21 protein-coding genes, 2 tRNA genes and 1 rRNA gene are annotated in these 23,672 nt (G+C 35.6%); 9 read left to right on the forward strand and 15 right to left on the reverse strand.

Annotated elements, in window-relative coordinates; genetic code table 11:
- Nucleotides 1-39: 39 nt before the first annotated feature.
- The 12 genes from AAT17_RS03310 to AAT17_RS03365 all read right to left on the reverse strand — a co-directional run bounded on the left by AAT17_RS03310 (nt 40) and on the right by AAT17_RS03365 (nt 11,821).
- Nucleotides 40-113, reverse strand: a tRNA-Ala gene (locus tag AAT17_RS03310).
- A gap of 133 nt (nt 114-246) precedes the next feature.
- A tRNA-Ile gene (locus AAT17_RS03315) sits at nt 247-320 on the reverse strand.
- A gap of 116 nt (nt 321-436) precedes the next feature.
- Nucleotides 437-1,962, reverse strand: a 16S ribosomal RNA gene (locus tag AAT17_RS03320).
- Between the two features lie 478 nt (nt 1,963-2,440).
- Complete coding sequence (locus AAT17_RS03325) at nt 2,441-3,775, reverse strand: MATE family efflux transporter (RefSeq protein ID WP_060524970.1); 1,335 nt, start codon at nt 3,773-3,775, stop codon at nt 2,441-2,443.
- 121 nt (nt 3,776-3,896) lie between these two features.
- Complete coding sequence (locus tag AAT17_RS03330; RefSeq protein ID WP_060522923.1) at nt 3,897-4,781, reverse strand: PPK2 family polyphosphate kinase; 885 nt, start codon at nt 4,779-4,781, stop codon at nt 3,897-3,899.
- Nucleotides 4,781-5,944, reverse strand: coding sequence for a sigma-54 dependent transcriptional regulator (locus AAT17_RS03335; protein WP_060522924.1), 1,164 nt, complete (start codon nt 5,942-5,944; stop codon nt 4,781-4,783). Before AAT17_RS03335 ends, AAT17_RS03330 begins: the two co-directional genes overlap by 1 nt.
- Complete coding sequence (locus tag AAT17_RS03340) at nt 5,944-6,828, reverse strand: DUF6268 family outer membrane beta-barrel protein (protein WP_060524972.1); 885 nt, start codon at nt 6,826-6,828, stop codon at nt 5,944-5,946. Before AAT17_RS03340 ends, AAT17_RS03335 begins: the two co-directional genes overlap by 1 nt.
- Nucleotides 6,812-7,693 carry a mechanosensitive ion channel family protein gene (locus AAT17_RS03345; RefSeq protein WP_060522925.1) on the reverse strand — a complete coding sequence of 294 codons (882 nt, stop codon included), beginning with the start codon at nt 7,691-7,693 and terminating at the stop codon, nt 6,812-6,814. Before AAT17_RS03345 ends, AAT17_RS03340 begins: the two co-directional genes overlap by 17 nt.
- A gap of 4 nt (nt 7,694-7,697) precedes the next feature.
- Nucleotides 7,698-8,990 carry an ABC transporter permease gene (locus tag AAT17_RS03350; protein WP_042279065.1) on the reverse strand — a complete coding sequence of 431 codons (1,293 nt, stop codon included), beginning with the start codon at nt 8,988-8,990 and terminating at the stop codon, nt 7,698-7,700.
- Nucleotides 8,983-9,909: an ABC transporter ATP-binding protein gene (locus tag AAT17_RS03355; protein ID WP_060522926.1), complete on the reverse strand. Its 927-nt coding sequence runs from the start codon at nt 9,907-9,909 to the stop codon at nt 8,983-8,985. Before AAT17_RS03355 ends, AAT17_RS03350 begins: the two co-directional genes overlap by 8 nt.
- Nucleotides 9,910-10,134: 225 nt before the next feature.
- Nucleotides 10,135-11,268 (reverse strand): molecular chaperone DnaJ, encoded by a 1,134-nt coding sequence (gene dnaJ / locus AAT17_RS03360; protein WP_060522927.1) that lies wholly within the window; start codon nt 11,266-11,268, stop codon nt 10,135-10,137.
- 1 nt (nt 11,269) lies between these two features.
- Nucleotides 11,270-11,821 carry a nucleotide exchange factor GrpE gene (locus tag AAT17_RS03365; RefSeq protein ID WP_042279063.1) on the reverse strand — a complete coding sequence of 184 codons (552 nt, stop codon included), beginning with the start codon at nt 11,819-11,821 and terminating at the stop codon, nt 11,270-11,272.
- A 257-nt stretch (nt 11,822-12,078) separates the two neighbouring features.
- Between AAT17_RS03365 and AAT17_RS03370 the strand changes: the two genes are divergently transcribed.
- Both AAT17_RS03370 and AAT17_RS03375 read left to right on the forward strand, forming a co-directional pair.
- Nucleotides 12,079-12,732: a YceI family protein gene (locus AAT17_RS03370; protein WP_060522928.1), complete on the forward strand. Its 654-nt coding sequence runs from the start codon at nt 12,079-12,081 to the stop codon at nt 12,730-12,732.
- Nucleotides 12,733-12,807: 75 nt separating this feature from the next.
- Nucleotides 12,808-13,311, forward strand: coding sequence for a hypothetical protein (locus AAT17_RS03375; RefSeq protein WP_060522929.1), 504 nt, complete (start codon nt 12,808-12,810; stop codon nt 13,309-13,311).
- A gap of 236 nt (nt 13,312-13,547) precedes the next feature.
- On the opposite strand, the gene AAT17_RS03380 is transcribed toward AAT17_RS03375, so the two are convergent.
- Both AAT17_RS03380 and AAT17_RS03385 read right to left on the reverse strand, forming a co-directional pair.
- Nucleotides 13,548-14,459: a TIGR01777 family oxidoreductase gene (locus AAT17_RS03380; protein WP_060522930.1), complete on the reverse strand. Its 912-nt coding sequence runs from the start codon at nt 14,457-14,459 to the stop codon at nt 13,548-13,550.
- A gap of 60 nt (nt 14,460-14,519) precedes the next feature.
- Nucleotides 14,520-14,933, reverse strand: a complete 414-nt coding sequence (locus tag AAT17_RS03385) for a DUF2141 domain-containing protein (protein ID WP_060522931.1) — start codon at nt 14,931-14,933, stop codon at nt 14,520-14,522.
- 135 nt (nt 14,934-15,068) lie between these two features.
- Here AAT17_RS03385 and AAT17_RS03390 point away from each other — a divergent pair, with 135 nt between their 5' ends.
- Nucleotides 15,069-16,673: an ABC transporter substrate-binding protein gene (locus AAT17_RS03390; RefSeq protein ID WP_253279790.1), complete on the forward strand. Its 1,605-nt coding sequence runs from the start codon at nt 15,069-15,071 to the stop codon at nt 16,671-16,673.
- A 54-nt stretch (nt 16,674-16,727) separates the two neighbouring features.
- A complete protein-coding gene (locus tag AAT17_RS03395) occupies nt 16,728-17,219 on the forward strand; it encodes a CIA30 family protein (protein WP_060522933.1) in 492 nt (163 codons plus the stop codon).
- Here the strand turns inward: AAT17_RS03395 and AAT17_RS03400 are convergent.
- Nucleotides 17,209-17,784 (reverse strand): porin family protein, encoded by a 576-nt coding sequence (locus tag AAT17_RS03400; RefSeq protein ID WP_042279103.1) that lies wholly within the window; start codon nt 17,782-17,784, stop codon nt 17,209-17,211. The two genes, AAT17_RS03395 and AAT17_RS03400, sit on opposite strands and share 11 nt — an antisense overlap.
- A 153-nt stretch (nt 17,785-17,937) precedes the next feature.
- Here AAT17_RS03400 and AAT17_RS03405 point away from each other — a divergent pair, with 153 nt between their 5' ends.
- The 5 genes from AAT17_RS03405 to secA all read left to right on the forward strand — a co-directional run bounded on the left by AAT17_RS03405 (nt 17,938) and on the right by secA (nt 23,629).
- The gene (locus tag AAT17_RS03405; protein WP_060522934.1) at nt 17,938-18,369 is read left to right on the forward strand and encodes a MarR family winged helix-turn-helix transcriptional regulator; all 432 of its coding nucleotides are present in this window, start codon (nt 17,938-17,940) and stop codon (nt 18,367-18,369) included.
- A gap of 49 nt (nt 18,370-18,418) precedes the next feature.
- Nucleotides 18,419-18,982: a YceI family protein gene (locus tag AAT17_RS03410; RefSeq protein ID WP_060522935.1), complete on the forward strand. Its 564-nt coding sequence runs from the start codon at nt 18,419-18,421 to the stop codon at nt 18,980-18,982.
- Between the two features lie 153 nt (nt 18,983-19,135).
- Nucleotides 19,136-19,708, forward strand: a complete 573-nt coding sequence (locus tag AAT17_RS03415) for a cob(I)yrinic acid a,c-diamide adenosyltransferase (protein ID WP_060522936.1) — start codon at nt 19,136-19,138, stop codon at nt 19,706-19,708.
- A gap of 179 nt (nt 19,709-19,887) precedes the next feature.
- Nucleotides 19,888-20,109 carry a DUF2795 domain-containing protein gene (locus AAT17_RS03420; protein WP_042279049.1) on the forward strand — a complete coding sequence of 74 codons (222 nt, stop codon included), beginning with the start codon at nt 19,888-19,890 and terminating at the stop codon, nt 20,107-20,109.
- A gap of 118 nt (nt 20,110-20,227) precedes the next feature.
- Complete coding sequence (gene secA, locus AAT17_RS03425) at nt 20,228-23,629, forward strand: preprotein translocase subunit SecA (protein ID WP_060522937.1); 3,402 nt, start codon at nt 20,228-20,230, stop codon at nt 23,627-23,629.
- Nucleotides 23,630-23,672 lie beyond the last annotated feature (43 nt).

Raw genomic sequence — 23,672 nt, forward strand, 5'->3', positions numbered from 1 at the left:
TCAATGAACGTTTAATGATTAATCTCTACTAATCATTCGTGGAGAATATCGGAGTCGAACCGATGACCTCCTGCGTGCAAGGCAGGCGCTCTAGCCAGCTGAGCTAATTCCCCATGACGAATCCTAAATACTGAATTCAGAATATCGAATTTAGAATCCTCAACCTCTAGAATTTCCATTAAAATTCTATAAATGAACTTTATCTCTTAGCTATAATTATCTACTCAATAACTACCTAAGACATCGTAGTCTCAGGCAGACTCGAACTGCCGACCTCTACATTATCAGTGTAGCGCTCTAACCAGCTGAGCTATGAGACTGAGTGTCTTGCGACTATTTCTTGATTGACTTGCTTTTTAAAATAAACACACACTAATTGAGTGTTAAAGATCTTGAAACTATCCCTTGTTTCGTTCCATTATTTCAGGAACTCCAGAAAGGAGGTGTTCCAGCCGCACCTTCCGGTACGGCTACCTTGTTACGACTTAGCCCCAGTTACTAGTTTTACCCTAGGCAGCTCCTTTCGGTCACCGACTTCAGGCACCCCCAGCTTCCATGGCTTGACGGGCGGTGTGTACAAGGCCCGGGAACGTATTCACCGCATCATGGCTGATATGCGATTACTAGCGATTCCAGCTTCACGCAGTCGAGTTGCAGACTGCGATCCGAACTGAGATAGGGTTTGTAGATTCGCTCCTTCTCGCGAAGTGGCTGCTCTCTGTCCCTACCATTGTAGCACGTGTGTAGCCCAGGACGTAAGGGCCGTGATGATTTGACGTCATCCCCACCTTCCTCACGGTTTGCACCGGCAGTCTCTCTAGAGTCCCCACCATTATGTGCTGGCAACTAGAAATAGGGGTTGCGCTCGTTATAGGACTTAACCTGACACCTCACGGCACGAGCTGACGACAACCATGCAGCACCTTGCAATATGTCCGAAGAAAAATCTGTTTCCAAATCTGTCATACTGCATTTAAGCCCTGGTAAGGTTCCTCGCGTATCATCGAATTAAACCACATGCTCCACCGCTTGTGCGGGCCCCCGTCAATTCCTTTGAGTTTCATTCTTGCGAACGTACTCCCCAGGTGGGTTACTTATCACTTTCGCTTGGCCACTCAGATCTCAATCGATCCAAACAGCTAGTAACCATCGTTTACGGCGTGGACTACCAGGGTATCTAATCCTGTTCGCTCCCCACGCTTTCGTCCATCAGCGTCAATATATTGTTAGTGATCTGCCTTCGCAATCGGTATTCTATGTAATATCTAAGCATTTCACCGCTACACTACATATTCTAACCACTTCACAATAATTCAAGATAACCAGTATCAATGGCAGTGCCGGAGTTGAGCCCCTGCATTTCACCACTGACTTAATTACCCGCCTACGGACCCTTTAAACCCAATGATTCCGGATAACGCTTGCACCCTCCGTATTACCGCGGCTGCTGGCACGGAGTTAGCCGGTGCTTATTCTTACGGTACCGTCAAACAATCACACGTGACTGTATTTCTTCCCGTACAAAAGTAGTTTACAACCCATAGGGCCGTCTTCCTACACGCGGCATGGCTGGATCAGAGTTGCCTCCATTGTCCAATATTCCTCACTGCTGCCTCCCGTAGGAGTCTGGTCCGTGTCTCAGTACCAGTGTGGGGGATCTCCCTCTCAGGACCCCTACCTATCGTCGCCATGGTGAGCCGTTACCTCACCATCTAGCTAATAGGACGCATACCCATCTATTACCGTAACCTTTAATTATTAAATGATGCCATCTTATAATTCTATGAGGTATTAATCCAAATTTCTTCGGGCTATCCCTCAGTAATAGGTAGGTTGTATACGCGTTACGCACCCGTGCGCCGGTCGCCATCAGATAGCAAGCTATCTATGCTGCCCCTCGACTTGCATGTGTTAGGCCTGCCGCTAGCGTTCATCCTGAGCCAGGATCAAACTCTTCATCGTAGAATCTTTTAAAGATCATTTATTAGAATAATTCCAAAAACCTCTTTTAAGAACCCTCAATTAGCGTACATGTGTCTATTTTTATTTTCTTACCAATACTTGCCTTTGTATTAATCAATACAAAAACAGTATCGCTGTGCTGTCAATCATTATTTTCAATGAACTACTTCAAAATATCTAGACCGAAAATTTGATGCGAAATCCTCACAATCCGCTACAAATATTTTCAATCTTTTTGAAGAACTATCGCTTTATTTAAACATCGTTGTTTCCCAAAGCGGGTGCAAATATACACACACTTTTTCTTACCAAACAAACTTTTATGACAAAAAAATTGAAAAAAATTACAACCCATCCTTAAACACCTTCAAATCATTTATTTACAAAATAAAAAAATCTAAACTTTTTTAATCACCACATATGATCCATTGTCTATTCGTAAATAGACATAATACTTGTACCTTTAAGAAACTTAAAACTACATTGCAATCCTTCTCACTAAATACTTATATCTAAAAAACATCATAGTTGCTGATGATGTTAACGCAATTAATAAGGCTACCCATATACCCATTGAAGATAAATAAGTGTGCAGCCCCAAGTAATAAGCCAAAGGAAATCCTATGCACCAATAACTTATAAAGCAAAATAAACTAGGATACCAAACATCATGCAATCCACGCAATAATCCTAAAAGGAAAACTTGTATTCCGTCACTAACCTGAAAAATTGCTGCTATAAGCAATAAATGTGAGGCTATCTGTATAACCTCTGAATCGTTTATATAAATCCAAGGCAGGTAATTTCTTCCGATGAAGAATAAACACATGAATAGGATCTCAATTACTAGAACCATGAAAAATAAGCTTTTTACAATTTGCTTCATGTAAGCGAAATTTCTTTTCCCTAGTTGGTTTCCTACTCGAATAGTAGCTGTAACTCCTAACCCTATACCGAACATAAATGTTAATGCAGATAAATTTAATGCAATTTGATTTGCAGCCTGATGTTTTGTGCCCAACATACCAGATAAAAATATTGCTCCTGTAAAAAGAGACACTTCAAACAACATTTGCAATGCGGTGGGGAATCCTAGCGATAAGATTTTGGTGATATCGGTTTTAGATATAAATATTGGACCCTTGAATTGTTGATGTAGACTCGGTTTTCGCGAAAGCGAAATATAAATTATTATCACCATGATTATTCTGGATACTAAAGTACCCCATGCTGCACCTACTAATCCTAATTTTGGAAAACCAAACTCTCCATAAATTAATAGATAGTTCAACATTACGTTTATCACGTTTGCAATAACTGCAGCGTTCATTGCATGTTTAGTAAGACTCAACCCATCAGAAAATTGCTTGAAGGCCTGAAACAACATTAAAGGCACCATGGATATAGAGACAATGTGCATATACGGAATCGCGAGTTCAACAACTTCTGCCGGTTGATCCATGTAAAATAATAGAGGTTCTGTCACTATAAGTAATGCAGTGAGTAATATTCCCATAATAAAGGATAGGAACACTCCGTTGTCTAGAATCCTTTTAACCTTGGTCCTGTTTTCCTGACCTTGTGCTGTAGATACTAATGGGGTTATAGCGAAGGAGAACCCAATACCAATACTTAATGCAATATAGATAAGGGTGTTTCCCAAAGATACTGCTGCAAGAGGAGCATCTCCCAATTTACCTACCATAACATTATCAGCCAACGCTACTAATAAATGAGCTACCTGTCCCAAAACTATAGGATAGGCAATTTTGTAATTAGTTAAAAATTCTTGTTTATATGATACTAGGTTCACGCCAGGTTTTTTTGAGATTAAGGCGCCAAAACTAAACAATCAAATGCTCACGATAACATATTGAGGTACTTAAGTCACATCAATAGAATTAAAAAATTCAAGGCTAGAATGTAACTAGAATTTATTCCTCGTTTTCTAATTGGCTGATATAACTCTGAATATTAGCTGCTTTATCCACGTCTAATTTAGGTGGTTGTATCTCATTAAATTGTTGCAGTGTTTGATTCAAAACCTCAGCAACTATTAATCTTGCCATTGGTTTATTATCTGACGGCACTACATACCACGGTGCGTATGTTGTCGAAGTATTTCTTATAGCGTCTTGATAACAATCCATATATTTGCCCCAAAGTTTCCTCTCTGCCAGATCTCCATCTGAAAACTTCCAGTTTTTTTCTGGTATGTGCAATCTCCTTAATAAGCGATTTTTTTGTTCTTCCTTGCTGATATTCAAAAAGAACTTAAATATAAAGGTGCCATTTTGCGTAAGTTCTTTTTCGAAATTGTTGATTTGTTCAAATCGCATACTCCAAAAATCAGAATTAGCATCGCTAGGATCATTAAAATCAGGGAGATTTTCTCCCATCAGGTATTCTGGATGTACTCTAGTCACTAACACATTTTCATAATGCGTTCTATTAAAAATTCCAAAATGACCTTTTGAAGGTAAAGCTATATAGTGACGCCATAAGTATCCATGTGAACGTTCTAAATCAGTAGGTACTTTAAAACTATAATGTTCAACACCTCTCACATTAAAGTCTTTAAAAACTTCTCTTACTAAGCTATCCTTTCCTGCCGTATCCATACCTTGAAAACAGACCAGTACAGCGTGTTTGTCATGGGCATACATTCTAGCCTGGAAATGAGCTAATTCTCTTCTAACCTTAGCTAGTCTTTTTTTTGCTTCTTTTTTTTCTAAAACATCTAAAGGTAAGGTAGGATGAGATGACAGGTTAAAAGTAGAGTCAACTTTAAAATCTGATGGCGTTACGTTGAAATCCATTATTTACTTGCAAATAGTTTGACATCCTTTTCACTAATCTCTTCTCCTCCTAATATGATTAGTCGTTCCACTACATTACGTAATTCTCTAATATTTCCCGTCCAATCATATTCTTGCAATAATTTAATTGCATTAGTATGAAACTCTTTTCTTGGACCACCTTGTTCCTGAGCTATTTTTTGTGCAAAGTGCTCTACCAATAAGGGTATATCATCACGTCTATCATTCAGTGATGGAACGTTTATTAAAATCACAGCTAGTCTATGATATAGATCTTCTCTAAATCTTTTTTCTTCAATTTCTTTTTTTAGATCCTTATTTGTAGCTGCAAGAATTCTCACGTTTACCTGTATATCCTTATCACTACCTACTCGTTGAATTCTATTTTCTTGTAATGCTCGTAAAACTTTAGCTTGAGCAGGCAACGACATATCACCTATTTCATCGAGAAAAATGGTTCCGCCATTTGCGGCTTCAAATTTTCCTGCACGATCTTTATTTGCTCCGGTAAAGCTACCTTTAACATGACCAAAGAGCTCACTTTCTATGAGCTCACTAGGAATAGCAGCACAGTTAACTTCAATGAATGGCTTTTTTGAACGATCACTTTTTTCATGCAACCAGTGAGCCACAAGTTCTTTACCTGTACCATTCCCACCAGTTATTAAAACTCGGGCATCTGTAGGAGCTACTTTCTCAATAATATTTTTGATTATTGAAATCAATTCACTCTCACCAATCATCTCATAATTCTTACTTACCTTTTTCTTTAATCGCTTATTTTCTACGACTAGAGTTTTACGATCTAAGGCGTTGCGTACAGTATTCAACAACCTATTTAAATCTGGTGGTTTTGAAATGTAATCAAAAGCTCCTAATCTCATAGTTTGAACCGCAGTATCTAAATCGCCATGTCCAGAAATCATTACTACAGGAGTTTCGGGCTTTATTTTTTGAACGGCTTCCAAAACCTCTACCCCATCCATTTTGGGCATTTTTATGTCACAAAGTACCAGATCATAATCGTTGTCCTTTATAAGATCCATACCTGCAAGACCATCCTCGGCTTCAGTGATTTTGTAATTCTTATCCTCTTCACTTAATATTTTACCCAGCACTCTTCTAATTGCGCTTTCATCTTCTATAATAAGTATTTGTGCCATTAAATTTGAAATTTTATACCTGCTCTAGAATAAAATGTATTGCTGCTATTAATAGTGCGCACATCTTCTCCATCTGCATCTCTTAATCTTATATCGTTAAAGATAGTGTATCCTGCATATACATAAAATGAAATATGCTTTGTTAAGTTATACGTATAACCTGGTCCAATCATTGCAGTTGTCATACTTATATTATCAGCAACTCCATTAATTGTGTTTACGTCATTTTGAATATTAGCATAAAAACCATCTAATCTTGCATATAATTGTACACTATGTTGATCGTTAAATCTATATCTTAAATTCATTTTGGGAGCTCCTATACTATAGCTCCAATCTGTTGCAAACTCTCTGTAATAATTTACGTAAGGTAATGGGAATGGTCGACCAACCGTTGTTGAGTACTGCACACCTAATACAAGTCGCCATGGTTTTCCACCATCTGTTCGTTTTTTCATGTCCTTGATGAAGTAAGCACTTCCTGTAAAAAACAAATCTTCACTTATTGGCTTTGCCTCATCAAAATTTGATGCAGCTAATAAACCTACCCTTGCACCAAATCGCCAATTATTCTCCATAGGAAATGTATATCCTAATGCAACTTCAATACTTTCATACCTATCAGTCTTTAGTTGTCTAAATCGTTCATCATCTCTTATTAGTAAGTGAACGTTCCTATATTCTATGAAAGGAACAAGATAAGATTGCTCTTTTACTTTCAATGGAACATTGACAAAGGTTCTAAATCTCCTAAAGCTATTATCACTATCACTCTGTGGGAAATACGTAAATTCTGTTCTAAATAGATCAGTTGCTTGTGAGTTCGCTTTCGCGAAAGCGAGAACAACAATTATCAGTATTAATATTTTAATCAGTTTTTTCATCATCATTTTTCCATGTGATATTAGAAGATACTAGGTGTAAATCTCGTTGAGGGAACGGTATTGATATATTGTTTTCTCTAAAAGCTTTGTCAATTTCAAAACGCAGACTACTCTTAATTTTAGGATCGGTAAAAGCATCGCGTACGTAAAAAAACAGTTCAAAATCTAAAGAACTATCTCCAAAATTTTGAAATAGAACCATGGGTTCTGGACTTTTAAGCACTCCTTTTTGATTATTCGCAACCTCGAGTAGTATTTTTTCTACTAGTCGTGTATCACTTCCATAGGCTACTCCTACTCCTACCTTTTCTCTTGTTTTTGCATGATTTTGTGTGTAATTAAAAACAATGTCCGAGAGAAATAAGTGATTAGGTATAATCAATACTTTATCGTCTCTTGTGATGGCTCTCGTACTTCTTAATTTGATTTCAAAAACACGACCTACCTTATCATCTACTTCTATGATGTCATTAACCAGAACCGATTTATCCACAATAATTGTTATACCTGCTATGATATCCTTGAAGAAGTCTTGTAAAGCAAATCCAATCCCGACGAATAACGCGGCACTGGCTGTAAGTAATGCCGTAATATCTGCTCCAGAACTATTCAGTATAACTAGGATAACAATGATGTAAACCAGATAGTTAAAAAACCTGAAAATGCTATCAAATTTTAGTTTGTCACTGTGATCCATTTTACGAGTAAGAAATTTTTTCAATACTCTTAAGAGGACCTTTGTTGCAAGTAAAGCAACAATGGCAAGAATCACCATCCATGTGTCTAGATGAAAATCGCCCTTTTCCTTTGCTTCAATTATTTGATAGGTCAAAAAATCTTTAATGGATTGCCAGTCTAATTTCATCTCGTTAATACTTTAACCACTTATATAATTGTTTCCAACTCGTCTTTTTGCCATACATTAAAATACCTACACGGTATATTTTGGCAGCTATATAGGTAACTCCTATTATACTTGCATATAGTAAGCTTACACTTATAAGAATTTCCCACCAAGTTATTTCTCCAAAAGGAATTCTCATTAACATAACGATGGGACTGGTTAAAGGTATATAACTAAATGTAACGGCAACAGTACCGTGTGGATTATCTATAACCGAGAAAAAACCCACATATATGGATAGCATTAATGGTAAGATGATAGGAAGCATAAATTGCTGTGTATCTGTCTCACTATCTACAGCTGCACCTATAGCAGTATATATGCTAGCGTATAAAAAATATCCTCCTATGAAATAGACGAAAAAGAGGAAAATCAATTGTCCTATTGGTAATTTTAAAATGTCATTGACAAAAGCTTGAGCCTCACTAGCTGTTTGAACTTGATTAACGAGTTGCTCGTTAGCTGGGTTTTGAAGAGCATCTGGTCCCAAAACGACGGACAAAACAATTGCCAGCGTTCCACCTAAAACCACCCAAATAAGAAATTGAGTAATTCCCGCCAGTGACGTTCCTGTTATTTTACCCAACATAAGATATATAGGTTTAACACTGCTCACTATAATTTCTACAATACGATTTGTTTTCTCCTCAATTACAGATCGCATGAGCATGTTACCATATATTATGATGAACATCATCAGTAAATATCCTGCTGCTCCACCTGCAGCAATTTTAATCCATCCTGCTTCCTTACTGGTCGTATCGCCATCAAATGTTTGTAACTGCAATTGCTTTTTTACAGTTGCTGCTTGTAAAATGCTAGGTTGAATATTGTTTTCTAATAATTTATACTCAGTGGCTTTTTTGTTTATGGTATTCTCTATTCTTTCTATAAAACCTGAAGATGGATTGTCTTTTGAATAAAAGGTCAAATTTTCGACTTCATTGTCAACACCATATATATGTATCAATCCATAATAGCCTGCCTCTTTAGTAGCAGTTATGGCTTGATCAATCTGATTATCAACTCGAACGAATTTGAAGTTGCTATAGTCTTCAAACAAATCTACATAGGACGCACCAGTCTCATCAAGTATTGCTACAGTCCTAGAATCTTCTCTATTCAAATTTGTGAGCCAACCTATAAGCACAGCTACACCTATGAATATCATAGGACTTACAAAGGTCATTATGATAAAGGTTCTATTACGAACCTTTGTCAAGTATTCTCTTTTGATTATTAAACCTAGTTTACTCATTGCTACCTACGTTTTTAATAAATATATCGTTTATGCTAGGTATAATTTCACTGAAATGAGTTACTTCACCCAATTGGGTTAATCTATTGAAAACCTCATTTATAGAAACTTCTTTTTGTAAATGAATTTTAAAATCAACTGTATTATCTAGTCCTTTGATATCGGTTGATTGTGCTTGCCACTCAACTGGAAGTTCTTTTAACCATGAATCTGTTTCACTTAAAATACTTATTTGATAATCGTTGTTACGATACTCTTGTTTTACACGGTTAATAGGGCCTTCCAAAACCAAATTTGATTTATTAATTAAAGCAATATGATCACACATTTCTTCCACACTTTCCATTCTATGAGTAGAAAAAATAATAGTAGCACCTTGATCTCTTAGATATAGAATTTCATCCTTTATGAGATTTGCGTTTACTGGGTCAAATCCTGAAAACGGTTCATCAAAGATTAATAGCTTAGGTTGGTGTAAAACAGTCACAATAAATTGAACTTTTTGGGCCATACCCTTTGAAAGTTCTTGTAGTTTTTTATTCCACCATCCTTGCATCCCTAATCTTTCAAACCAAAACTCCAGTCGTTGGTTAGCTTCTTTTTTAGACAGACCTTTTAATTGGGCTAGGTACAGGCATTGCTCGCCTACTTTCATGCTTTTATACAAACCACGCTCTTCAGGCATGTATCCAATTTGTGCAATATGATTTGGTGCTAGTGGTTCACCATTCAATAACACACTACCTTTATCAGGCATTGTAATTTGATTGATAATTCTAATAAGAGAAGTTTTACCTGCACCGTTTGGACCTAATAATCCATATATAGATCCTTCAGGAACTTTTATGGTCAAATTATTCAATGCAGTATAATCGCCATATTGTTTTGTTATGTTTTCTGCTTGTAATGCGTATGCCATATTCAATAATGAAACACGCAAGTTAACAATATAGGCCGTGGTATAAAGTATTTTAGATATATTTAATAGGAATGATTTATTTAAAGTTAGATTAAGCCATAAAAAAACCCACCTCTTTTGACAAAGAGGTGGGAAAAATTGCTATGAAAAAGAAAAATAACAACTGGTGTTGAAACCAATTGTTATTTCAAATATAGAACTTTTTTCTAATTCATTAAGTTTTTTTTAAGAAAACATGTCTTTTACCTTTTCAAAAAATGATTTATCCGACTTCTCAGGAGCTGGTTCAAAGTTTGAATCGGCCATCATATTTTCAAAAAACTCTTTCTGCTCACGAGTTAAGTTACGTGGTGTCCAGACGTTTACATGAACAAGTAGATCGCCAGTTCCATAATTATTTAAGCTAGGCATCCCTTTTCCACGTAATCTTAAAATTTTTCCACTTTGAATTCCAGATTCAATCGGTATCCTGACTTTTCCTGTAACCGTTTGAATTTCTTTAGAGGTTCCTAATACAGCTTCTGGAACACTTATATATAGGTCATAGTGTAAATTATTTCCTTCTCGTTGTAGTGATTCATGAGGTTTAACTTCAATATCAACTAGTAGGTCTCCACTCACACCATTTCCTGGTGCATCGTTCCCTTTACCACCTACCTTTAATCGCATGTCACTTTCAACACCAGCCGGAATTTGAATAGTCACTAACTCCTCTTCTACTATAAGACCTTGAGAGTCTGCACCATTAGGTTTTTTGTCCAAGATTTGACCTGATCCACCGCAGGTGCTACAAGGAGCGCTAGTTTGCATTCTTCCAAGAATCGTGTTTTGAATACGAGTAACTTGTCCACTACCGTTACAAGTTCCACAAGTTTTATAAGAAACTCCTGCCGCTTGTTTTTTACGTTTAACCTTTACCTTTTTATCTACTCCATTTGCAGCTTCTTCAAGGGTAAGGGATACTCTTATTCGCAGGTCTTTACCTTTAACTCTGCGGCGTCCGCCGCCACCGCCGAATCCTCCAAACCCAGAAAAGCCACCACCAGCACCGCCGAATATATCGCCAAACTGACTAAAGATATCATCCATATCCATGCCGCCAAAACCACCAGAGCCACCTCCAAAACCGCCAGCGCCACTCGTATATGCCTGATGACCTAGTTGATCATATCTAGCTTTTTTCTGAGGATCGCTCAAGGTTTCATAAGCCTCGGCTGCTTTTTTAAACATTTCTTCTGCCTCTGCATCACCAGGATTCTTATCTGGATGGTATTTAACCGCCTTTTTACGATATGCTTTCTTAATCTCTGCAGCACTCGCATTGCGATCTATACCTAATACTTCATAAAAATCTGCCATATTATTTTCCTATAACCACTTTTGGGTAACGTATCACTTTGTCACCTAGTTTATATCCTTTTTCTATTACGTCAATGATTTTACCTTTCATATCATCATTAGGAGCTGGAATTTGTGTAACAGCCTCGTGATCGTCTGCATTAAAAGTATCTCCAGCCTCAACCTCAACCTCTTCTAGGTTTTTTGATTTTAATGTATTGCGCAGCTTGTTGCTTATTAGTGTAACACCTGCTGTAAGTTGTTCATCATCAGACTTATTGATTTCTACAAGTGCTCTATCAAAATCATCTAATACCGGTAACATATCCTTTAAAATGCCTTCACCGGCTGTTTTAAATAACTCTACACGTTCTTTGGCTGTGCGACGTTTATAGTTTTCAAATTCTGCAAACAACCTTAAGTAGCGGTCTTTTTCTGCTTGTAATTCCTCTTGAACTTTTTCCAGTTCAGTTTTTTCCTCGCTTTGATCTTGCTCTTGAGCAACATCCTGTTCTTCAGTGTTATGCAACACCTCTTGCTCTACTTCTTCTTGTTGTTGTTTATCTTTTGCCATGTTAAACTGGTCTTTTATTTTCTTGTAAAACTTCAATTTTTTCTAATATGTCGATGTATGAGAATTGATAGTTTGAATTTGTACGCTTTCGCGAAAGCGTAATTATCAACAACAATGCACAAACATCATCGCGCGTGAAGGAGCAAAATTACTGCCATCTAGTGGAACGATGTCAAAATGTCACAGGATTTTTTAATAAACCTTTAACCTGTTTAATTGTAGGTACATGTAATTTTACACCAACTTAAATTCAAATTATGAAAACGTCATTTATAAAATTTGCTAGTCTAGCACTTTTATTAGTAGGTGCAGTAGCTTGTAAAGAAAACAAAAACGAGGTAGATGCTACTGAAGAAAAAGAAGTTGCTGAGGCAACTGTAGAAGCTGTAACATACACGATTGATACAGAAGCATCAAACATTGCATGGGTAGGTTCAAAACCAACCGAAGATCACACAGGAAACATCTCACTTAAAAGTGGAATGGTTAAAGTAAACGGTGAGACTCTAGAAAGTGGTGAGTTTGTAATCGACATGACCTCTATCGAGGTAACAGATCTTGAAGGTGACAAAGCTGCAAGTCTAAAAGCTCACCTAGAAGGAACTGTAGAGGACCAACAGACTGACTTTTTCAATACACCAGAATATCCTACAGCAAAATTTGTTGTAACTGGAATTGAAGATTCTACTTTATCTGGAAACCTTACTCTTAAAGATGTTACTAAAAATGTATCATTCCCTGTTACTGTAAAATATGAAGGTGATAAAATGATGTTAGACTCTGAAGAGTTTACTATTAACAGAACGGATTGGGGAATTAAATACGGATCTGGGACATTTTTTGACATCGCTGCTAATAAAGCAATTAGTGATGACATTAAATTAACTGTAAATTTAGTAGGAACTAAATAAGCAAAAGTTTTTTGATAATTGATCAAAGACCTATGAGTTCAAACCTCATAGGTCTTTTTTATTTTTGCTCACAGTATGAAACTTACTCAACCTCTTTTTATTCTTTTACTGCTATGCTGTTTAATCAATAAGTGTATTGCCCAAGATCAACCTTTTAAAATTGATTCTTTAGTTACTATTAATTTGGCTGAAGGAATAGATCTTAGTCACAAATATTCCAATAGACATCAAACGAATGAAAGAGTCGTTTTTAAACAGTATGACACTTATTATATCATTAGGAAAAGGAGTTTAGGCGGTAGGATTCATTTTTGTGACCGGGAAGAATTAAAATCGTTTTATAAATCTACTATTGAAGATTTCATCGATAATAATTCACGATCTATACAAGTCGCTTATAATTCTAGATTTAGTCAAAATGGGGTTTACCAAGCAGTGTTTGAATATTATCGGAATCATCAATTGGAACCCTTGCGTTATGATACTAGATTATTGGTAATAAAAAACTATTTATATCAAGTAAGTATAATTCAACCTAAAAATAAACATAGTGTGTATTCCAATCAAGATTTTTTTTGATAGCATACAATTCAATTCAAAATACACTGGCATCAATCAATATGCTTGTCATCATAACCAAGTCAAAACAGATCATTTATTCAAATTCGAAAGACCATTAAATAAAAAAACTATTAATGGTTTAATGAATCTATTTTATTTAGGTACTGGTATTGTAATAACGGTTGTACTAGTTATTCTTTTATTAGTAGTGCTCAGGAAAAGAAGCAATAACTAGCCAGTCAATGATTTTTTCTTTAGGATAAATAGTTTTGAAGAGCATTTTCTAATTCTCTATATTCAAAAGTATATCCAGCTTTTTCAATTTTTTCACTACTTACATGTTGGCTAGACAAAACAATAGCAGACATTTCACCTAGCATCATTTTCATTACAAATTTTGGGACATTTGGTAGAAAAACGGGTTTTCCTATAACCTTCCCTATAGTTTCCATCATATTTCTGTTGCGCACTGGATTAGGCGCAACTCCATTATAAACACCTTTCAACTGTTCCTGAGCTATATGTATAAAAATACCTGAAAGATCGTCAATAGCAATCCAGCTTTGCCACATTTTCCCGTTTCCAAAACCTGCGCCAGCATAGTACTTTACCGGTTTACTCATTTGGTCAAGAGCACCACCTTTGTCTGAAAGTACGATACCTATGCGCACTATACTGTGTTTCAATCCAAGCTGGGTAAAAAGAGCTCCTATTTTTTCCCAAGCAATACAAACATCTGCTAAAAAATTGGAAGCCGTAGGTGGAATTTCATTTTCCTTTAATGCTCGACCATCTTGTTGATCCGGATAGATCCCTATCGCGCTTGCTGTAGTAACGTGGTTAACTTGATGCTTGTTGTTTTTAAGCGTATCGATTAATAACTGGGTTGAAAACACCCTACTATCCATAATACGTTTCTTAGCATCATCGGTCCATCTTTGAAAAACAGTTTCGCCTGCTAGATGAATGATATTAGTGACGCCGTCTAGACATTTTACATCTATACTACCTTCTTTTACATTCCACAAAAAACCTTTGTAGTTAGGCTCATCTTTAATTGCCTCTTGTCTAGTGGTCAAATAATGGACCACATGTCCCTTTTCATGCAAATCATCAACGATTTGTTTACCTACAAGTCCTGTTGCTCCTGTTATAAGTACCTTCATAAAGTAAAAATAGGATGACTTAAAGACATACTATTACTTATTATCAAGAGATTAACGTTATTACAACCTTACAATAATCTCTTTGTTTTCACTAATCTCAAATTTGGCCTCGCTCCATTGTGGTGGACCATAGCTCATGGGATTATTACTCAATCCATATGCCTCAGTAGGCATACCATTATCAGCAAAATCCATTCTTTGATTATTATTCTTGTCGTGCAGTACGGTCACGGCATACTCTCCTTGCGGAATGTTCTCAAAAGTCGCAATCGCTTTACCGTCTTTGATCTCTATACTTGTGGATTGATAAGGTTTCTTATTCCATGTTTCTGCCGTGTTTAAGGCATAAACCATTTTTCCATCATCGGTAGATGCATTGTTTACAGTTACCTTCAATGTAAAAGTTTTTTCCTCTTGTGCATTTATTGTTAAAGAAACTAATGCTAGTAAAATTGAAGTGATAATCGTTTTCATAATTGTGTGTTTAATATGTTTGACAATGCAAATATGTGATCATGCTTCCGCGAAAGCGTAATTCAACTTACTCAATTGTAAAATATAAGTACTCAATTGTCATCTATCCCTACAACTACCATTAACACATTGAGAATGCATTGTATATTTACGACAATGAGACTATTTATACTCCTGTTACTTGTATTGATTTATAGCTGTAATAAATCTGATCATAATAATTACGGTCCTGTTTTTAAGTACAACGAGCATGCTGGTGTCACAAGTTTAGATCCTGCATTTGCTAAAGACCAACGCAATATGTGGGTTTGTAATCAATTGTATAACACACTCGTCAAATTGGATAAGGATTTAAATGTGATTCCTGATCTTGCAAAAAGCTGGAACATTGACAGCACAGCCACAAACTACACTTTTATCTTAAGGAACGACAGCTATTTCTATTATCCTAATCAAGATAAAAAGGAACGTGTTAAAGCCAGTGATGTCGCCTATAGTTTAAATAGATTAAAAGACGAAGCACTAGCCAGTCCAGGTTCTACTATAGTAAGTAATATTGAGACTATCGAGGTGACCAATGATAGTGTATTAAACATAAAACTGAAGCAAGCGTTTCCTGCTTTTTTAGGCTTAATGAGTATGCAGTATGCATCTATATTATCTGAAAATGCAATTGAAGTTCTCGAGTTAAATCCTAGAAGTCAGCCAGTAGGTACTGGTCCTTTCTATTTAAAAAGATGGGAAGAAAACGTGAAAATGGTATTGCGTAAAAATCAATCTTATTGGGAAACCGATTCACAGGGAAACCAGCTTCCTTATCTTGAATCAGTAGCGATTACTTTTAAGCCAGATAAACAAAGTGAGTATCTTGAGTTTGCTCAAGGAAATCTTGACTTCATTAACGCTATTGATGCTAGTTATAAAGATGAACTATTAACTAGCACTGGTGATCTCAAAGAGAAACATCAACAAGAAATAACCCTTGCCAAAGCACCATTCTTAAATACAGAATATCTAGGAATTAATTTAAAGTCTAAAAATCCTGCACTGCAGTCAAAGAAAATAAGAACTGCCATAAATATAGGGTTTGATCGTGGCAGAATGATTACCTATTTAAGAAACAACATAGGAATACCAGCAACACGTGGTTTCATTCCTGCTGGTTTACCAGGTTCTCAACAAGCACCAGAGCTCGTTTATAATAGGAAAAGAGCTCGTGAATTGGTAAATGCTTATAAACAAGAATCAGGTGCCAGTTCGGTAATTATCAATCTAGCTACCAGCGCAAATTATTTAGACCTTTGTGAGTTCATTCAAAAAGAATTAGAAAAAATTGGTATTACTATACAAATTGAGGTAATGCCGCCAGGAACTTTAAGGCAATTGCGTAGTAAAGGACAATTAGAAATGTTTCGCAGTAGCTGGATTGCCGACTATCCAGACGCTCAAAATTACCTAAGCTTATTTTATTCTAAAAATCATACACCATTAGGTTCAAATTATAGTTTTTTTCATGATGACCACTACGATGCTTTATATAAAGAAAGTATTGTCACAGCTAGTGTAGACGAACGAGTGATACTGTATAAAAAAATGGACAGCATCATTAATGAAGAAGCTCCTGTAATACCTCTATACTATGATGAAAGTACCAGATTTTACCCAAAAAATATAATAAACCTAAAAGCAGATCCGACCAATATTCTTGATCTTACATCGGTAAAAAAATTAAGTAAGTAATAATTTACGCGACTTATATAAGAAATGCGTTTTCTGTTGTTTATTCTATGCCTTATGCTAACCACTACTCATACTATAACACCAGATAAAAATGATGCTGAAAATTGGTATATAATTAATGATGGCGTGATGGGTGGATTGTCACAATCTAATTTTGAGATTACAGGTAAACAACTACGATATTACGGTCATGTATCGACAAGAAACAACGGTGGTTTTGCCTCGTTGCGATATAATGTAAAACCTTTAAATATTAACGAGGTTAAATCCTTCAAGCTTACGATTACAGGAGATGGTAGCGATTATGAATTTAGGTTGAGAGCTGCGCAAGATTCCTGGATATCTTATGTATATAAATTTCAAACAACTGGTGAAAAGCAAACCATTAATTTTACCGTAAAAGATTTAAAACCTCAGTATCGCGGTAGAAAATTAAATAAAGAAGTTTATAATGGAAAACAGCCCATTGAAATTGGGCTGCTTATTGGAAATAAGAAGGAACAAGATTTTGAAATCTTGTTCCATAACTTAGAAATTATAGAGTAAGACTTAGTCCTAATATGATTTGACTAGGTCTAGTATCAAGTGTACCTAGAGATCCTACATTGGTGAACTCGGCTTCGTTTTCTGTAAAACCACGTTCATAACGCACATCAATACCCAGATTACCTAAATTAACGCCTACTCCAAATTGTGCTCCTATGGTGAAATCCTCTTCTACGTCATCAATATCAACATCCTCAAGGTCAGTATCTAGAATATATTGAAAACTAGGCCCTGCAAAAATATGGAGAGGTCCTATAATATTGACACCTACTAAAACAGGAGCATCCAATTTATTTACTTCAAATCCTAGCCCATTATACTCACTATTCAATTGAGTATACATTAATTCTGGTCTTATGTAAATAGCTCCTAAATCTATTTTCCCAAAAACACCAACGTGAAATCCTATTTTTTCATCAGGATTATCAATAATAGTTTGACCGTCTTGAGATAAATCTCCTGTAGACCCATAATTAACTCCTGCCTTTAGTCCTACTCCTCCATCAGTTTGAGCTTGAGCAAAATAAACAGACATCAAGGCAATTAAACAAATCAATTTTCTCATAGCAATTTTTCTTTTGTTAACGTTCAAACTTACTATTTATTCTCTTTGAATTTCTTTGACCTTAAAAAGCTTAATTTATTTTTAACATGAAATAAATCTAATCGTAAGAGTAAAATAATATATTTGTACCTACAATTAATTCAATTGTAATTAATGAAAGAAAACAAAATGCATATTCCGCTTTCGCGAAAGCTAACTACTACAATCATCAAGAAAGGTACCGACTTTACTGATGAAGTAAGTAGCGCTATAAAAGAGCAAGGAATAACCCTTCAACAATTTAATGCATTGCGTATTTTAAGAGGTAGAAATGGTAAACCAGCCAGTTTACAGGATGTAAGCAAGGACATGATTCACGCCAATTCTAACACCACTAGAGTAATCGATAAATTAGTTACAAAAAAATTGGTAAAACGAGTACAATGTCCGTCAGATCGCAGACAAATTGAAATTACCATAACTCAAGAAGGATTAAATCTACTAACTATTCTCGACCATCAAGTGGACGAAAAAGAAAGCGAAATCACTCAAAACCTTAACGACGAGGAGAAAAAACGATTAATTGCCCTTCTTATGAAGTTGTAAAAAATTTAAATAATTATATGTATGTACAATTAATGTAAAAACAATTAAAATGAACTTAATTTTTAAATCGACTGTTGTTCTAGCTATAGTAGCTGCAACATTCACAAACAATGTTAACATGAAAAAAATAAATACTGAAAAAAGCACCGCTGTATGGACCGGTAAGAAATTTGGTGGACAGCACACAGGAACAATTAATCTAACATCAGGAACTTTAGAGTTTGAAAATAATAAGATTAAAGGTGGAAGTTTTGTAATTGACATGTCTAGTCTGGTAGTTACAGATCTAGAAGGAGAAATGAAAGGTAAATTAGAAGGTCACTTAAAAAGTGATGATTTTTTCTCAACGGCAAATCATCCACAAGCCACTCTAGATTTTACGAGTATTGATAACAAGGAAGGATATGCGACAATCACTGCAGATTTGTCAATTAAAGGTATTACTCACCCAATAACTTTTGATCTTACTTATAATAATAATGAAGCTACCACTACCCTTGTTATAGACAGAAGCAAGTACAACGTAAAATATGGGTCTAAAAGTTTTTTTAAGGGATTAGGCGACAATTTTATCTACGATAATTTTGAGGTTGAAGTATCCTTGATTTACTAGCAACTTTTCACATTGAATTATTACAATCAATTAAATCCCACGAATGCTATTCGTGGGATTTTAATTTTATACAACAATAAGGTGCGTATAGATTATGATACTTTTTAGTAAACTCTTGCGTCATACTAGTACATTTGTAGGAATCTTATTTTTATGAAAATCTATACTAAAACAGGTGATAAAGGAACCACTGCTTTATTTGGAGGCACAAGAGTACCTAAACATAATTTAAGAATTGATAGTTATGGTACGGTAGACGAGCTCAATTCATGGATAGGTTTATTGAGAGACCAACCAGTTACAGCGTCTACTAAAAAAATTCTTATCGATATACAAGATCATTTATTTACAGTAGGTGCTATACTAGCAACACCACCAGAAAAAGAAAAATTGAAAAATGGTAAAGACCGCCTTAATATTTCCAAAATAGCCGATGAGGATATATTAATGCTAGAACAAGAAATGGATAGAATGAATGAGGATCTTCCGCCTATGACTCACTTTATTCTTCCTGGAGGACATCAATCGGTGTCATTTTGTCACATTACTAGAACCGTATGTCGAAGAGCAGAGCGTTTAGCTAGTGAATTAAACGAAAATACTCCTATTGACGAGCAGGTTTTAAGGTATTTAAACAGACTGTCTGACTACTTATTTGTCTTGGCACGTAAATTGTCATTTGATTTGCAAGCCGAAGAAATAAAATGGGTCCCAAAAAAGTATTAAGAATTAGTTGATTTTAAATCAGCATTCACAAGTGGGGTAACTGAGTCTATAACACTGGGCACAAAACATTTTGATTTTCAAAAGCTTGTACGCTCTTTGCAAATCTTGAATCATTAATAAATAATAACTTGCATAAATCTACGATAAGTTTATTTTTGCAAAAATTAACGAGTAAAATTATGTATTGGACGCTTGAACTAGCATCATATTTAAGTGACGCTCCATGGCCAGCTATGAAAGATGAGCTTATTGACTATGCCATACGTACTGGGGCACCTTTAGAAGTGGTTGAAAATCTTCAAGCAATTGAAGATGAAGGTGAAATATATGAGTCTATTGAAGAAATATGGCCCGATTATCCTACCGATGAGGATTACCTCTGGAACGAGGATGAATATTAAAAAACAATTACATCATAAAAAAGTCTCGCAAAGAGACTTTTTTTTTGCTTGAATTTAGGATATTAGCAAAGGTAGTATTCATTTTTTAAACTACTATTAATCAATTAAGTAACAATATATGGGACTATTAGATTCCGTTTTAAAAATCTTTGTTGGAGATAAAGCAAAGAAAGATATTAAAGATTTACAGCCTTACGTGAATCAAATTCTTTCCTTTGAGAAGGAATTAAGTTCTCTTTCCATAGATGAATTAAGAGCAAAAACTCAAGAATTTAAAGATAAAATTCAAGCTGCTAAAAAGGATACTTTAGAGCAAATTGAAAATCTTAAACTTCAAGTAGAACAGGAACAAGACATCGATAAAAAGGAAGATTTATATAATGAGATCGACCAATTAAATGATGTTGCTTATGATCAAACAGAAGCTGTTCTAGAAGAAATAATGGCCGAAGCTTTTGCTGTTGTTAAAGAAACTGCAAAACGTTTTGTTCAAAATGAAGAATTGATAGTACAGGCTTCACCTAGAGACCGTGAACTTTCTGCTGTTAAGGATTATGTTCGATTAGATGGTGACAATGCTATTTGGGCCAATTCTTGGGATGCAGCAGGTAAAGCAGTTACCTGGGATATGATTCATTATGATGTACAGCTTATTGGTGGTACGGTACTTCATCAAGGAAAAATTGCCGAAATGCAAACTGGTGAAGGTAAAACCCTTGTAGCTACTCTTCCTGTTTATCTTAATGCCTTAACTGGTAATGGTGTTCATGTAGTTACCGTTAACGATTATCTAGCAAAACGTGATAGCGCCTGGATAGGTCCAATTTTTGAATTTCATGGACTTACTATCGATTGTATCGATTATCACAAACCTAATTCAGAAGAACGTAGAAAAGCTTATCTAGCAGATATTACCTACGGTACCAATAATGAGTTTGGTTTTGATTATTTGAGAGACAACATGGCTCACTCGCCAAAGGATCTTGTTCAACGTAAACATAACTATGCAATCATTGATGAGACCGATTCCGTTTTAATCGATGATGCTCGTACGCCTTTAATCATCTCTGGTCCTATTCCAAAAGGTGGTGATCGTCAAGAATTTGACATGTTGAAGGCTCCTGTCGAGAATGTGGTAACCATTCAACGTAGAGAATTAACGCAAACACTTGCACAAGCCAAGAAATTAATTAATGACGGTGACACTAAAGAAGGTGGTAAATTACTTTACACCGTTTATAGAGGATTACCTAAGAATAAAGCATTGATAAAATTCCTAAGTGAAGAAGGAAATAAAACTTTACTTCAAAAAACTGAGAATTTTTACATGCAAGATAACAATCGTGAAATGCCAGAGATTGACAAATCTCTTTATTTCGTGATTGATGAAAAGAACAATCAGGTTGAATTAACCGATAAAGGTATTGAGCATTTATCAGGTGCCGAAGATCCAGAATTCTTTGTACTTCCTGAACTAGGTATCGAGATTGCCAAAATTGAAAAAGAAGACATTTCTGCCGAAGAACAAGCTGAAAAGAAAGAAGATCTATTTCGTGAATACTCGATTAAATCAGAACGTATTCATACTCTAAATCAACTTCTTAAAGCTTACACTCTTTTTGAAAAAGATGTAGAATATATAGTTGCAGAAGAAGAAAAAGAAACTGCAAAAGGGATTACACGTGAAATGTCTGTAAAAATCGTTGATGAACAAACAGGTCGTGTGATGGAAGGACGACGTTACAGCGATGGTTTACACCAAGCAATTGAGGCAAAAGAAAATGTAAAAATTCAAGACGCCACACAAACCTTTGCTACCATTACGTTACAAAACTATTTCCGTATGTATAAAAAACTATCGGGAATGACAGGTACTGCAATTACTGAAGCTGGTGAATTCTGGGAAATCTATAAGTTGGATGTTGTTGAAATTCCAACTAACAGACCAATTGCTCGTGACGATAGACAAGACTTGGTTTATAAGACTAAACGTGAAAAATATAAGGCAGTAATTGATGAAGTTTTATCTTTAAGAGAACAAGGAAGACCTGTTCTTATAGGAACAACCTCTGTTGAGATTTCAGAATTATTAAGTCGTACATTACAACGTGCAGGAATAGAACACAATGTTCTTAATGCAAAACAGCATAAAAAGGAAGCTGATATTGTCGCTCAAGCTGGTAACCCAGGACAAATAACCATTGCTACAAACATGGCTGGTCGTGGTACAGATATTAAACTATCAGATGAAGTTAAGAATGCAGGTGGTCTTGCCATAATTGGTACTGAACGTCATGATTCTAGACGTGTAGATCGCCAGTTAAGAGGTCGTGCTGGTCGTCAAGGTGATCCAGGTAGTTCACAGTTCTATGTCTCTCTTGAGGATAATTTAATGAGGTTATTCGGATCAGAGCGTATGGCGAAAACTATGGACCGATTAGGAATGAAAGAAGGTGAAGTTATTCAACATTCTATGATTTCTAAATCCATTGAAAGAGCACAGAAAAAAGTAGAAGAAAACGCATTTGGTGTGCGTAAAAATCTTCTTGATTATGATGATGTAATGAACACGCAACGTGAGGTAATTTATAAACGCCGTTATAATGCCTTATTTGGAGAACGTCTTGCTGTAGATATCGCAAACATGATCTATGATATCGCCGAAGATGTAACTACAAGTAATAAACTTGCTCAAGACTACAAGAATTTTGAATTTGAATTGATAAGATTTTTCTCAATGAGCAGTCCTATCAATGAATCAGAATTCAAGTCAAAATCTGATCAAGAAATCACAGGTATCGTTTATAAAGCAGCATACAACCATTATAAGGATAAAATGGAGCGCACTGCTCAGGAAGTGTTTCCGGTAATTAAAAACATTGTAGAAAATGATGAACGCAATTATGAACGTATTGCAGTTCCATTTACCGATGGTATAAAAACACTTAATGTAGCGACTAATCTTAACGATGCCTACGAGAGCGAAGGGAGAACTCTGGTTACAGATTTTGAGAAAAACATTACGCTAGCCATAATCGATGACTCTTGGAAAAATCATCTACGTCAAATGGATGAATTACGTCAAAGTGTGAGACTAGCTGTCCATGAACAAAAAGATCCTTTACTTATTTACAAATTTGAAGCCTTTGAACTTTTCAAACAAATGGTCGATAAAGTAAATAAAGAAGTAATAGGATTTATGTTCAAAGGTGACCTACCTACTAGAGACACTTCAAACATAAGTGAAGCAAGAGAAAGAAAGATTGAAAAAACTACCACTCAAAAAGAAGAAGTTTTGAACAGCGATGAGCGAGCAGCACAAGCTAGATCAGTTGGAGCAGGTGCTAGTCAACAACGTCCACAAGTTACTGAGACCATAACCCGTGAACAACCTAAAATCGGTCGTAATGAGAAGGTAGTGATTAAGAACGTGATGACAGGTGAGACCAAAGAAGTTAAATTTAAACAAGCAATCCCTTTAATAAACAAAGGTGAATGGGTGGTTCAAGGTAAAGCATAACTGTAACTATCACCATAAGATAAATCCTCAACATTTTTTGTTG

The sequence above is a fragment of the Nonlabens sp. MIC269 genome, assembly GCF_001430865.1.
GTDB classification, from domain to species: Bacteria; Bacteroidota; Bacteroidia; order Flavobacteriales; family Flavobacteriaceae; genus Nonlabens; species Nonlabens tegetincola.

Coding starts and splice junctions, on each gene's coding strand:
- dnaJ (WP_060522927.1), bottom strand. CDS start 11,268: ATGGCAGATTTTTATGAAGTATTAGGTATAGATCGCAATGCGAGTGCT.
- AAT17_RS03370 (WP_060522928.1), top strand. CDS start 12,079: ATGAAAACGTCATTTATAAAATTTGCTAGTCTAGCACTTTTATTAGTA.
- AAT17_RS03390 (WP_253279790.1), top strand. CDS start 15,069: ATGCATTGTATATTTACGACAATGAGACTATTTATACTCCTGTTACTT.
- AAT17_RS03355 (WP_060522926.1), bottom strand. CDS start 9,909: ATGGCATACGCATTACAAGCAGAAAACATAACAAAACAATATGGCGAT.
- AAT17_RS03395 (WP_060522933.1), top strand. CDS start 16,728: ATGCTAACCACTACTCATACTATAACACCAGATAAAAATGATGCTGAA.
- AAT17_RS03335 (WP_060522924.1), bottom strand. CDS start 5,944: ATGGCACAAATACTTATTATAGAAGATGAAAGCGCAATTAGAAGAGTG.
- AAT17_RS03365 (WP_042279063.1), bottom strand. CDS start 11,821: ATGGCAAAAGATAAACAACAACAAGAAGAAGTAGAGCAAGAGGTGTTG.
- AAT17_RS03350 (WP_042279065.1), bottom strand. CDS start 8,990: ATGAGTAAACTAGGTTTAATAATCAAAAGAGAATACTTGACAAAGGTT.
- AAT17_RS03415 (WP_060522936.1), top strand. CDS start 19,136: ATGAAAATCTATACTAAAACAGGTGATAAAGGAACCACTGCTTTATTT.
- AAT17_RS03345 (WP_060522925.1), bottom strand. CDS start 7,693: ATGAAATTAGACTGGCAATCCATTAAAGATTTTTTGACCTATCAAATA.
- AAT17_RS03375 (WP_060522929.1), top strand. CDS start 12,808: ATGAAACTTACTCAACCTCTTTTTATTCTTTTACTGCTATGCTGTTTA.
- secA (WP_060522937.1), top strand. CDS start 20,228: ATGGGACTATTAGATTCCGTTTTAAAAATCTTTGTTGGAGATAAAGCA.
- AAT17_RS03400 (WP_042279103.1), bottom strand. CDS start 17,784: ATGAGAAAATTGATTTGTTTAATTGCCTTGATGTCTGTTTATTTTGCT.
- AAT17_RS03405 (WP_060522934.1), top strand. CDS start 17,938: ATGAAAGAAAACAAAATGCATATTCCGCTTTCGCGAAAGCTAACTACT.
- AAT17_RS03330 (WP_060522923.1), bottom strand. CDS start 4,781: ATGGATTTCAACGTAACGCCATCAGATTTTAAAGTTGACTCTACTTTT.
- AAT17_RS03380 (WP_060522930.1), bottom strand. CDS start 14,459: ATGAAGGTACTTATAACAGGAGCAACAGGACTTGTAGGTAAACAAATC.
- AAT17_RS03385 (WP_060522931.1), bottom strand. CDS start 14,933: ATGAAAACGATTATCACTTCAATTTTACTAGCATTAGTTTCTTTAACA.
- AAT17_RS03410 (WP_060522935.1), top strand. CDS start 18,419: ATGAACTTAATTTTTAAATCGACTGTTGTTCTAGCTATAGTAGCTGCA.
- AAT17_RS03340 (WP_060524972.1), bottom strand. CDS start 6,828: ATGAAAAAACTGATTAAAATATTAATACTGATAATTGTTGTTCTCGCT.
- AAT17_RS03420 (WP_042279049.1), top strand. CDS start 19,888: ATGTATTGGACGCTTGAACTAGCATCATATTTAAGTGACGCTCCATGG.